The sequence below is a fragment of the Microcoleus sp. A6-C6 genome, from assembly GCF_036705955.1.
GTDB lineage: Bacteria > Cyanobacteriota > Cyanobacteriia > Cyanobacteriales > Microcoleaceae > Microcoleus.
In genome coordinates, this window is record NZ_JAUBVR010000040.1 from 14,658 (window position 1) to 26,824 (window position 12,167).

Consider the following 12,167-nt stretch of genomic DNA (forward strand, 5'->3'; position numbering starts at 1 on the left):
CCCTCTTCCCTTTTCTTTCTTCCCTCTTCCTTCTTCCTTCTTCCCTCTTCCTTCTTCCTTCAGAATGATAACTTTACCTTTTTGTGCTATTCCCCAACTCTGCCATCATCTCTTCAACTTGAGCTGATACCAAATTATCCGGGTCATTTTGCAGCCTCGGCAACAATTCGAGCAAAGCCCGCGGCGAAGCTATTTTCAAATAGGCTAACACTGCTTCGCGCACAAAGCCCGTCGGGTGTTGCAGACAGACAAGAGTTTGTTGGGCGGTAAGACTCCAACGCGCTTCCCTCGCCAAGTGAAAGCAGCAGGCTAAGGCCCAATCCGAAAGGAAATGGCGCAATTCTAGCAAGCGGCGCAAACGATCGCTAGGGGATAGAGGTTTGTACACCATCAATTCGGAGAGATTGCTCAACTTCTCTGTTTCTGAGTGCTGATCCAACAAATTAATCAGCGATCGCTTCTTAGCGATATCCACAGTATTGTCGAGAATTTCCAATCCCCTAGCCACCAAAGAAGGTTGGCCAGAAGCAATGTTGAAAGCAGCAGCTTGTACGGTGTCCAACGCATAAAGAAACTTCATCAGCAAAAAACATCGCTCCTTAGCATCAGCTTCCAGCCCAGCCAAAGCCCGCTGCAACAATTGAGCCGTATCGTTATCCTTCGCAGGTGCGGGGCTATTTACATCTCGCTCTGAGAAATTGCTGTAGGTTGTTACCCCAGACAAATCTACCAGAGCCGCATAAATTTGACCGATAAACATCAACTCCTGTTCGATGAGAGTTTCCAATCCGCTGCGGCCAATGCGGTCTAGAACCCCTTCTATCCCCGCTTCCGAGGGCATTTTCAATAGGATGCGGAGGATGTTGCGCCTGGTAGTTCCCCAAGCCGTCATCAAATTGCTGACTAAAATGTCGATCGCCTCCACAGTCCCAATTTGACCGAGAGCCGTCCAAGCTTGCAATCTGACCAAATCCGACTTGTGGATGTCCTCAGCTAAATAGACGAGCAAAGGAATCGCATCATTGTGAAGTTTGACGATCGCCTGCAAAGCCGCTTCCCTAGTCGATTTGTAACCGAGTCCGCGCAGCAGCGAAGGATAATATTCTTCCGAATGAGTAGAAGAAATCACATCTAACAGAGCACAGCGCACTCGCAGAGATTCATCTTGCAACAGATTGGGAATATACAGCCGCAGTCCTTGCAAATAATCAGCCTCTCCTAGAGCCCGCGTCCCCATCACCCGTTCTCGTTCCAGCTTGTGGGTGAGCATTTGGCGCAGCGTATTAGTAGCTTCTGCCTTTTGCTGGCGATCGCCCCTTCTCATAATTAAAGCAGCCGCCGTACCTCGTACCACCGGATCGACGATCGGCTGCAAATAAGGCCGCAAGCTGTCAATATTCGGTTCAGCCTCCGTCAGCCAGATGTAGCGCAAAGCCAAAGCTAGCACCTCCGGCGGCAAAGATTGCTCCGACAGTGCGCGGACAGCTTCTAAATATTCCGGGTTCGGATGTTGCAGCATGGTTTCCAAGCTCTGGCGCTGCAAAGCCGAAGGCAAAACTTCCAGGATAGGCGCCAAAACTTCTCCGACATTTTTCGGGTCAATTTGCGTCAGCAGTTCTATGCAGGAGCGCTTTTCATCTTCGCCCCCCGGCTTTTCCAGAGTTTCCACCACTGCGCGTTTGAGAGCTTTCAGGTCAACGTCGGTGACGCCCAAGCGCCCTCGTTCCGCACTTTTGACCAACAAACCCACGTATTGAGAGCGGATCAGCCAGACTACAAACAGCCACACCAAAGCCAAAAGTACGATCACGCCAATAAATATCAAACTTTGGTTGTCGTGAAATAGCTTGTCCTTTTCGTCTTGGTGGGGCAGTATCTTGTCTGTCACCCACAGCATAATCAGGATGCCAACTCCTGTCACTCCGCAGGACAGAGGTTCGCCCACACCGTTGACTAGAGTTTGAATACCCGATCGAATATTGTCAGGAATCGGTTGGAATAAAACCGGGCTCACAGTTTCCAACAGCGTGTAGTGCAGCAGTTCGTCCAGAAATCTCAGCAATATCAGTCCGATGAACACAGAGACTAGCTGGCCCAGAGATGCTCCTATCGTCAGCACGCCGAGGATCGCGATACCCGCCGGCAAAATCATCGCCGTCACAAATACACCGATTCGTTCTACCAAGCGACTGGAAGCAAACCACTGAGTCGCGACTTGAAACAGACCTTGTATACCTTCGTAAATCCCCAAAAAGCTAGCAATCCAGCTAGCTCCATTGGCACCGTCCGAAGGGTTTTGGTATTCTAGCTGGCTGTAGAATTGAAAATCTACCAACACATAGAGGACTTCTGCAAGGACGAAAAAACTGACTAGAGGTATGGCATATTTTTGCAGAGGGCCTGTAACTTTGCGGGCGGTAAATTCTTGTTGGTCGTCTTCGTCCTCGTCATCTGTCCAGTGAGCCGTTTCCGGGAATGCTTGGCGGTATTTTTCCGTGAGGTAGTACAGTAACAGCGAGCCTGTCGCCACCATTAACCCCGATATCAGAGTAACGTTTTTGAGTCCGACTACGTACAACAAAACCGGCAGAGAAAACCCGCTGACTACTCCAGCCACTAGATAACCACTGCTGACTAGCGGATAGGTGCGCTTGATTTCTCTAATATTAAACAGTTGGTTGGAAGTAATGGAAGTATTCAGGTCATTGAGGACATAGCAAGCTTCCACCCACAGCCACATCAAAAAAATAGTAATAAAAGCGATGCTGATGCCAGCTATCTTAGTATTTTCATAGCCGATGCCGAATCTAAACAAAAATAGCGGTACCGACATCATTGCCAAAACCACTACAACGGTGCGCCTCAGTGGCAAGATTTTTTGCAGCCACGAGTAGACAAATCCCAAACCAGAACCTATAAAGGCGCTGGCTATATAGATATAGGGCATTTTGTCCGCACCGAATTCGTCTAAAAACAGACCTACCGTGCTGAGTTCCAGCCAGATCAGCCCGACGGAGGTGAGAGTGTAGACGAGGAACATCAGTACGGTTCGCTCTACTTCTTCCGATCGCAGGTTGAGCGATCGCAGCACTCCTTTTCCTGCTCCCGCCCAAGCGCTGATTTGAAAATTTTCCATGCTTCTGATGCGTAGATATCCCGATTTGAAATTTAAGATTTGAGATTTGAAATTTACTCCACAGATGCCATCTAGGAGCTGGAACTTTGGTCTAAAATTTTTGCTTTGACCCTCCACGACTATAGTCGGAAACCTATATCCGTTTTGGGGCGTGGCAATTAGTCTACCGTCACCAGTCTATTAATATTGACTGATGACTGATGACTGATGACTAATCACTCATAACTATTTTTTCGGCGACAGCAGCATCATCATACTGCGGCCTTCTTTTTTCGGCGCTTGCTGCACCTCTGCGATTTCCTGTAAATCTGTGGCCATGCGCTTGAGCAAGTCCTCTGCTAGGTTACTGTGTTGGATTTCCCGACCTCTGAACATGATCGTGGCTTTTACTTTGTCCCCAGATTTGATAAAGCGGTCTGCTAGTTTGAGGCGCACTTGGTAGTCGTGTTCTTCAATTTTGTAGCGCATCTTCACTTCCTTCACGTCAGCAGTGTGTTGCTTCCGCTTTGCTTCTCGCGCTTTCTTTTCCTGCTCGAATTTGTACTTCCCGTAGTCCATGACGCGACATACAGGCGGGTCAGCTTTGTCACTGACAAGTACGAGGTCGAGTTCTTTTTCTTCTGCCAGACGCAGCGCTTCTGCGGGCGTCAATATCCCTAGTTGCGCGCCGTCGGTATCGATCACCCGGATTTTGGGGTATCGAATATTTTCGTTAATCTGGGGTAGGTTGCGATTTTGTCTTCTTTCAATCACAGGCATGAATGGTTTTACAATCAGTAGTTGAATATTGAAGCTTCTTGATAGTTACAGGTTCGATCGACCAATATTTCAATTGTCCGAGCGAGCTATTTTGTAAGGTGTTGCCCTTACCGGACGTACTACCGCGCCCTCTCTCCCCTCAGCTCAAGCTTTAGGGAATATTTGGACGATCGTAAATGAATTCTTACAATACCTGTTATTCTACTCAGTCTGGCTAAGTTTCTGCGTAGTTTTATTTTAACTTCACACACGAGCGTCCGCCCCCGTGTCAGATTGATGACAAAACGGTCGAAAATTCCCGGTCAATCGTTAAAAATGAGGTAAAACGGCTTTTATTACCGCATATAGCCCAGTCTGGCAAGTGCCCCAAGTCCCCCAAGTCCCCTGATTTGCCTTGTAGAATAGGTATAACCAAGTGTAAATTTATGTTACGAGCTGAGGCAAAATTGACAAATTCTCTGCTGTGGCACCAACGGGTGGGAACTCAACGAGACTGGGTGTGGCGTGGTTGGCAAACTCGCTACACTTATTTACGGCCAGCTTTGGGACAAAATCAAGGCGCGATCGCATTTCCCGATTCTGCGGACAAACCAATCACCTCCGCCACATCAAGCACCCCGATTATTTTACTGCACGGATTTGGAGCTTCGATCGGGCATTGGCGCCAAAATTTCGCCCCACTCGCCGAAAACCATACAGTTTACGCCTTAGATTTGCTGGGGTTTGGCGCTTCTCAAAAAGCTCCCGCCAACTACGATGTGTCTTTGTGGGTCGATCAAGTTTATGATTTTTGGCTGACTTTTATCAAAGAGCCCGTAGTATTGGCAGGAAATTCGATCGGCTCCCTGATTTGTCTGGCCGCCGCCGCCGCTCACCCGGACATGGTGGCTGGTACGGTAATGATTAGCCTCCCAGACCCCTCTGTGCGAGCCGAGGCGGTGCCCGGATGGCTGTTACCGGCGATCGAAGCTGTAGAAAGTTGGTTTGTTTCTCCGCTCATCCTCAGACCTCTGTTTGCTTTCGTCCGCAAGCCTGCGGTTGTCCGCCGCTGGGTTGGCTTTGCCTACGCCAACCCGGAAGCTATTACCGACGAATTAGTGGAAATTCTAGCAGGGCCTGCGGGCGATCGGGGAGCCGCCCGTGCCTTCTGCGCTGTATTCAAAGCTGTAGGAAGTGCACAAGTTGGCCCCGGTGTCAAGACTGTGCTGCGAAATTCCACAATCCCAATGCTGTTAATTTGGGGCAAACAAGACCGGATGATTCCCCCTCGGTTCGCCCGCCCCCACCAATTTGTCGAATGCAATCCCAATTGTGTAGAGCTAGTGGAATTAGACAATGCCGGCCACTGTCCCCAGGATGAATGCCCGGAACAAGTAAATCAAGCAATTTTGAACTGGATGAGCCGGAATTTTGCAGCTAGGGGCAAGAGTCAATTGCAGCGCAGTTGATTAGACACGGGCAGTGCGTTGCTAATTAACCAAAATAACTTGCAGGTATCGATCCCGCTCAAAAATAAAGTTGTGATAATTCGATCGCACGCGGTGGTATGGTATTACAGAATTTCCCTCACTCGTTGACACAATCGCCAAGATAGTGTATCTTTTCTAACTGGTAGCATACATACAAGTTATGTAGTTAGTCGAAAAGCGAGTCATCAAACCAAATTACAGGTTTTATCGAGCAGCCCATCGACTGTTTTTACTGTCCCAAAAACTTGACAACTGCCCTAACTATATTTGCCGCCCAAAATTTTATCCGCGTCAATCAACCAATGCTCTGGCTGTCCATCGTGCACTCAAAAAGAGTGTTAATAATGACAAAGCATAGCCCGCAAAGGTAACAGAAAAAACTCTCCGGTTACTGCTGACAGCATCGACTAGCGATCGTAGTGTCAGGAAAATCGCGATCGCCCTACTAATTTTCGATCATCGCCGAAAATTCATGAGTAAAAAAAACCAGAAAAAAAGAGAGCAGGGACGCTATGTAATTGTATTTAACTGTCAAGCTGTCAGCAAAAATGTTTGTCCCCAAAAATATGCCACTTTGTCGGAGACTAATATTTTGTAGCCATCAAAAGTCAGCTAAATCTTGAAAATCTGGATTCTTTTCAAGATCGGTTGTTAAGTTGTCGGTATGGTATAAAAAATTAGAACGAAACACAACAGTCAAGCGGATTATTACCCTTGCCGTAACAAGCTGCGCCAATATTAAAGAGCGATAAAACCGCTCCCTTGAAGAACCTTCATTCAGTTGACAGTTGACAGTTAACAGCGACCTCTAATTGAAAGGAAGAGGATTGGAGTAATGAATAGTTTTTTTTAATTTTTCCCCGATCAGGGTTCCGGCTTTAAACCAATTCTTTCTGGTAAAATTTGACCTTATAACTTGTATCTTCTAACTTCAAGAAAGACATTGTTTTTTGCTCCTAAAAATAAATACCTTCCCTTGTGCCAACAATTTTTCAGTCAGCTTATAACCGATCGCCCCCAAATATACGGGCAAGTTCCAAAATGCCATGATTGGGCATTTTGTAGGCTGTTAACGCATAAATAAAGTCAATGAGAGCCAACAACTGACGGTCGGAAGTCCCCAGTCGGCTAATGGCTCACCGCTGAAAGCCGATCGGGCAAGCGGCACCCTTCCACCTTTTAGCAGTAACGCAAACGAGGAAAAAACTGTCGTGAAATTCCACTGGCTACTACCGAGTTTCTTAAGTGTATTTTTGCTCGCTGGAGCCGCCGAAGCAGCGAGACTGCAATCTTGGCGGTTTGATGCTTCAGAGAACCGGCTTTACATTAGAACAGAGGGGGGAGTTCAACCCAAAGCTCAACTGATTTTCAACCCCACGCGGTTGGTAATCGACTTACCGGGGACGAGTCTGGGACGTTCTGCGGTCAGCCAACCGCTCTCAGGAGCGATCGAATCTGTGCGAGTAGGACAGTTTGACGACGATACCACCAGAATAGTTGTCGAACTCAGAGACGGATTTACCCTAGATCCGCAGCAAGTAAAATTCCGGGGAATTTCTCCCAGCGAGTGGACAGTAGATTTGCCAACGCCAGTGCGGGGAGCAACTCAAAATCCGATTTCAGAACCAGGGGGAGAAAGATTATCGGTTGAACCTTCAGCAACGGAAACCCAATCTGCTGAAGCGACTGTAGTTCAGAACGTTCAGGTGACGGCGGACGGTTTTTTAGTCCGCACTGCGGGCGGGCGCCCCCAAATTAATTTTCAACAAAGTCGGGCCGGGGACATCGCCACCCTCGATATTGAAGGAGCTACTTTAGCTCCGGGCGCGGGCGGCCAACAGCCTCAAACGAACGGCAAGTACGGAGTTGACAAGATTGAAGTGCGGCAACTGCCAACAGATCCGCCCGTTACCCGCGTGACTTTGCGGATGAAGAGTTCTAATACTCAGTGGCGCGCTTCTGTGAGCAATTCGGGCTCTGTTGTGCTATCGCCAGGGGGCACGAGGCCGCCAATCCTCACGGGCTCCCAACCTGTAACTGTTGGGAGACCAGCTCAAGCAAGTTTAGCGAGAGTTCAGTCCATTGATTTAGCCAGTAATGGCACGCAATTTGTGGTGAGAACTGACCGCCAAGTCTCCTATACCAGCGGGTGGGATCAGTCGTCGAAATCTTACTGGATTCGGCTCGCTTCTAGTTCTCTGACTGGGCAAATTCCTCAGCTCGATGGGAACAGTCCTGTATCGTTTACTGCCAGTCAGGAAGACGCGGAGACTGTGGTGATTTGGGTGCAGCCGCGATCGGGGGTACAGGTAGGCAGGGTGACGAGACCTAACCCGCAGTTGCTGTCTTTGCAGTTGCGATCGAGTGCTAGCGCGCAGCCACCTGTGACTCGCGATCCAAATCCGCAGCCGTTGCCGAGAAGGACTATCGGAGCGGGTGATTTGCCCCAAGCTTCTAACCGCCGCGTCGTAGTAGCGATCGATCCAGGCCACGGCGGCCGCGATCCGGGTGCAGTCGGGATTCAGGGCATTCAAGAGAAGGAGATTGTTTTAGATATCTCCTATCAGGTGGCGAGGCTACTGGAACAGCAGGGAGTGCAGGCGGTGCTGACTCGGACTGATGACAGCGAAATCGACCTGGAACCGAGAGTTTCTTTGGCAGCACGGGTGAATGCTACTTTGTTTGTCAGCATTCACGCTAATTCGATTAATATGAGTCGCCCGGATATTAGCGGGATTGAGACTTATTATTTCGATAGCGGACAAGATTTAGCTCGCGTGATTCACGCCAGTATTTTGGATGGGACGGGAGCGACTGACCGCCGGGTGCGGCAGGCGAGATTTTATGTTTTGAGGAAGAGTTCTATGCCTTCTGTTTTGGTGGAAGTCGGTTTTGTCACGGGTGCTGAGGATGCTGCTAAACTTTCTGACCCAGCTTACCGCAGTCAAATGGCCGCTTCGATCGCTCGCGGCATCTTAGTTTATCTTCAACAAAGATAATGGGCATGGGGCATCGGGCATGGGGCATGGGGCATGAGGCATTGGGCATTGGGCATTGGTAATTGGGCATTGGGCATTGGGCATTGGGCATTGGGCATTGGTAATTGGTAATTGGGAATTGGTAACTAATGACAACAGACAACAGACAACAGTTAACAGTCAACAGTCAACAGTCAACAGACAACAGACAACAGACAACAGACAACAGTCAACAAAGAATCGGTATTTTTGACAGTGGCGTGGGTGGTTTGACTGTTTTGACGCAGTTATACAAACAATTGCCGAACGAATCAATACTTTATTTTGGAGATACGGCGAGACTGCCTTACGGGACTCGCGCGGCGTCGGAAATTGTACATTTTGTCCGGGAAATTATGGCCTGGCTGGTCGAACAAGATGTGAAAATGGTGATTATGGCCTGCAACACCAGTTCTGCTTTGGCGATGGAGATGGTGCAGGCTGAGTTTGATATTCCGGTGCTGGGAGTAATTCTGCCGGGGGCGCAGGCTGCGGTGCAGCAAGGTAAGCGGATCGGAGTCATTGCAACTCCTGCTACTGCTGCTAGCAATGCTTATCGAAATGCGATTTTGGAAATGGACGCTTCTTGTCGGGTATGGCAGGTTAGCTGTCCGGCTTTTGTGCCGCTGGTGGAGCAAAATCGGATTCACGATCCTTATACTTCTGAGGTGGCGCGGGAATATTTGGCTCCTTTGATTCAGCAGCGCATCGATACGCTGATTTATGGCTGTACTCATTATCCGCTGTTGGCTCCCGTGTTGCGATCGCTCTTGCCTGCTGGGGTAAATTTGATCGATCCTGCGGTGCGCGTGGTGGCTGCTGCGGCGAGAGAATTGGAGGTTTTGGGGCTGCGGAATGCTGGTGTGGCGCTGCCGACTCGTTTTTGTGTGAGTGGCCCTCCGCAGCAGTTTGCGGACTTGTCGGTGCAGTGGCTGGGCTGTACTCCTGCGGTTGAGAAAGTATCTCTGCCGGCTGTTGTACGTAGCGAAGCGGGGCGTAAGCCATCGCCCGTATCCCTGGAATCTGTCGAATAAGCCGGCCAATTTATCGATCGCACGGAGCGCGTTGCTTGCATTCGAGGATCGCACAAATATTACCCCCACATCCCAGACACTTAGGGATTTGGGGGTTTAATTATGGCGATCGAAGGTAGCAATCAATCTACGATCTGTAATAAAATGCAACAAAAGCTTTGATGAACAATGCAAATAACGTCCTATATCTGCTGGAGATCTTCAGCCTTGAACCATGTCAACCTATATATCGCAAGCAGTGTTACTTGTAGACGGCTATAACATGATTGGACTGTGGCCTCGACTCCGAGAGAAGCGCGATCGCGACGAACTCGAAACAGCTCGCCGTGAGTTAATTGAGGTTTTAGTTAACTACAGCGCCGTTCAAGATTTTGAGGCTCGACTCGTGTTTGACGCTCACTATCGAGATACTCCCAGCGTTAAAGAAATTATTACTAAAAATTTATCAGTGCACTACACTGACTTCGGTCAGACAGCAGATACTTATATTGAAAAGTCTTGTGCTAATTTGCGGTATGAGTTGCGATCGATCAAAGGCAAAGGGCGCATGATTGTCGCCACCTCAGACAGAGCGCAGCAATTGACAGTAGTCGGCTACGGTGCCGAATGGATGTCCGCCGAACAACTAGCCGCTGACGTAGAATCCACCGCCCGCCGCAGCGAGCGCCAGCACAAATCCCGCAAAAAAACTTCTAGTCGCTTTCTGGCCAGTTCCCTCGATCCAGAATCCCAGCAGCGCCTCGCCAGAATGAGAATGGGGCTGCATTAGCTGCCTAAACCCGCTTGGTGTATGAGAAAAAAAAAAGTTTGCAAAAGGCCTTGCCAAATCGAATCGGTTCAGCTACTATTAGTAAATGTGGGTGACAAAAACCACGCAATCCTCGGTAGCTCAGTGGCAGAGCGATCGGCTGTAATGAATGCAAGCCTTTGGTATTAACCAAAAGCCCTAGTGACATAGCAGCTTTATCCGGTAACGGGTACTGAAAAATCGGGTGAATTCAAGGAAACCGCAGCTCTTCGGGTGGCGGCAATCTTGAGCCAAGTCTGGCGAAAGGCAGTGGTTTTGACCACAAGTAGCCATAAAGGTGCAGAGACTAGAGATGAGGAGCCTAACCAATAAATCTCACAGCGCCCGACATCCCGCGACAGATATTAAATCTGCGTTCTAGGGATGATGAAATAGTCCACGCCCTTCGGAAACGTTGGGATAAGTGTAACCGATTGGTCGTAGGTTCAAATCCTACCCGGGGAGTTAGTAAAAGTCTGAAGTTGGAATTTTCCAGCTTCAGATTTTTTTTGTGTTTAATTATGGTCATGAATCCCAAGCCGATTCTGGTCAGATTCAAAACATCCGTTGAGAATCCCCACGAATGCAAGACCAGCAAGAGATCAAACCTAAAATATCCTTGTGGGGAACTGCATTTGCGAAGCCCAAAGACCGTTCAACTCCCGAAACCATCTCTTTTCGATGCTTTCACGGAGTCTTTACAGAATTTCTGAAAAATAAAGTGAGATTTTGCATAAAACTACCGAGTCGGCCCCGATAGATAAGTATGAGGGACAGTTAGGCGGTTGGGTCGATCGCCCTTCAACTTCCAAAACCAACTCTTTCGGTACTTTCACGCAGTCTTTACAGAATTTCTGAAAAAAAATTGAAATTTTGCATAAAACTACCGAGTTAGCCCTGATAAGTAAATGTACGAGACAGTTAGGCAGTTGGGGCTATTTTTCGCACAACGAAGTCGATCGCGCAATCCCGCAGTCCGAAAGTCCGGGAGGTAATTAATTACCTACCGGGCTGGGGGGAAAGCGCATTATTCGATCGCGCTTCAACTCCCAAAATCCGCTTTTTGCAGTGCTTTCACGTAGTCTTTACAAAACTTTGCCAAAAAAAAGTTGAGTTTTGCATAAAACTACCGAGTCGGTCCTGATAGATAAGTATGAGGGACAGTTAGGCGGTTGGGGCGATCGCCCTTCAACTCCCAAAACCAACTTTTTTCAGTGCTTTCACGGAGTCTTTACAGAATTTCTCAAAATAAAGTGAAATTTTGCATAAAACTACCGAGTCAGCCCTGATAGATAAGTATGAGGGACAGTTAGGCGGTTGGGTCGATCGCCCGTCAACTCCCAAAACCAACTCTTTCGGTACTTTCACGCAGTCTTTACAAAGCTTTACAAAAAAAACCGTAGAGTTTTGCATAAAACTACCGAGTTAGCCCTGATAGATAAGTAAGGAGTTACGCAGCAAGCTCAAGAAACCGGGTTTTTCGCAGAATCCTCTGGTAACAGCGAATAACTTTCGCAAAAACCCGGTTTCTGGCCACGCATAAATCCTGTGGCGCGATCGCCCTCACGGCCTTTAGGTCGATCGCCCGTCAACTCCCAAAACCTGCTCTTTCCGTACTTTCACGCAGTCTTTACAAAGCTTTACAAAAAAACCGTAGAGTTTTGCATAAAACTACCGAGTTAGCCCTGATATATAAATAAGGACTTACGCACCAAGCTCAAGAAACCGGGTTTTTCGCAGAATCTCCTGCTAACAGCGCATAATTTCGCAAAAACCCGGTTTCTGGCCCCGCATAAATCCTGTGGCGCGATCGACCTCACGGCCTTTGCGGCGCCCTTCAACTCCCAAAACCAACTCTTTCCGTGCTTTCACGCAGTGTTTACAAAACTTTACAAAAAAAACCGTAGAGTTTTGCATAAAACTACCGAGTTAGTCCTGATAAATAAGTAAGGAGTTACGCACCAA

The 12,167-nt window shown here is 48.5% G+C and carries 8 protein-coding genes; 5 read left to right on the top strand and 3 right to left on the bottom strand.

Features of this window, described 5'->3' with window-relative positions:
* Positions 1-73: 73 nt before the first annotated feature.
* Both QUB52_RS17110 and infC read right to left on the bottom strand, forming a co-directional pair.
* On the bottom strand, positions 74-3,136 hold the full coding sequence (locus QUB52_RS17110) for a HEAT repeat domain-containing protein (RefSeq protein WP_332967973.1): 3,063 nt from the start codon (positions 3,134-3,136) through the stop codon (positions 74-76).
* A 225-nt stretch (positions 3,137-3,361) separates the two neighbouring features.
* Entirely contained in the window at positions 3,362-3,895 is a 534-nt protein-coding gene (gene infC, locus QUB52_RS17115) for a translation initiation factor IF-3 (protein ID WP_265239585.1), read from the bottom strand.
* Positions 3,896-4,320: 425 nt separating this feature from the next.
* On the opposite strand from infC, the gene QUB52_RS17120 reads away from it, so the two are divergent.
* The 5 genes from QUB52_RS17120 to QUB52_RS17140 all read left to right on the top strand — a co-directional run bounded on the left by QUB52_RS17120 (position 4,321) and on the right by QUB52_RS17140 (position 10,184).
* Complete coding sequence (locus QUB52_RS17120) at positions 4,321-5,343, top strand: alpha/beta fold hydrolase (RefSeq protein WP_332967972.1); 1,023 nt, start codon at positions 4,321-4,323, stop codon at positions 5,341-5,343.
* A gap of 493 nt (positions 5,344-5,836) precedes the next feature.
* Positions 5,837-5,962, top strand: a complete 126-nt coding sequence (locus tag QUB52_RS17125) for a hypothetical protein (protein ID WP_332967970.1) — start codon at positions 5,837-5,839, stop codon at positions 5,960-5,962.
* A 613-nt stretch (positions 5,963-6,575) separates the two neighbouring features.
* Positions 6,576-8,363, top strand: coding sequence for an N-acetylmuramoyl-L-alanine amidase (locus QUB52_RS17130; protein WP_332974085.1), 1,788 nt, complete (start codon positions 6,576-6,578; stop codon positions 8,361-8,363).
* Between the two features lie 128 nt (positions 8,364-8,491).
* Positions 8,492-9,415: a glutamate racemase gene (gene murI / locus QUB52_RS17135; protein ID WP_332974086.1), complete on the top strand. Its 924-nt coding sequence runs from the start codon at positions 8,492-8,494 to the stop codon at positions 9,413-9,415.
* A 214-nt stretch (positions 9,416-9,629) separates the two neighbouring features.
* Positions 9,630-10,184, top strand: coding sequence for an NYN domain-containing protein (locus QUB52_RS17140; protein WP_265239589.1), 555 nt, complete (start codon positions 9,630-9,632; stop codon positions 10,182-10,184).
* A 1,767-nt stretch (positions 10,185-11,951) separates the two neighbouring features.
* Here the strand turns inward: QUB52_RS17140 and QUB52_RS17145 are convergent.
* Positions 11,952-12,074, bottom strand: coding sequence for a hypothetical protein (locus QUB52_RS17145; protein WP_332974087.1), 123 nt, complete (start codon positions 12,072-12,074; stop codon positions 11,952-11,954).
* Between the last annotated feature and the right edge of the window lie 93 nt (positions 12,075-12,167).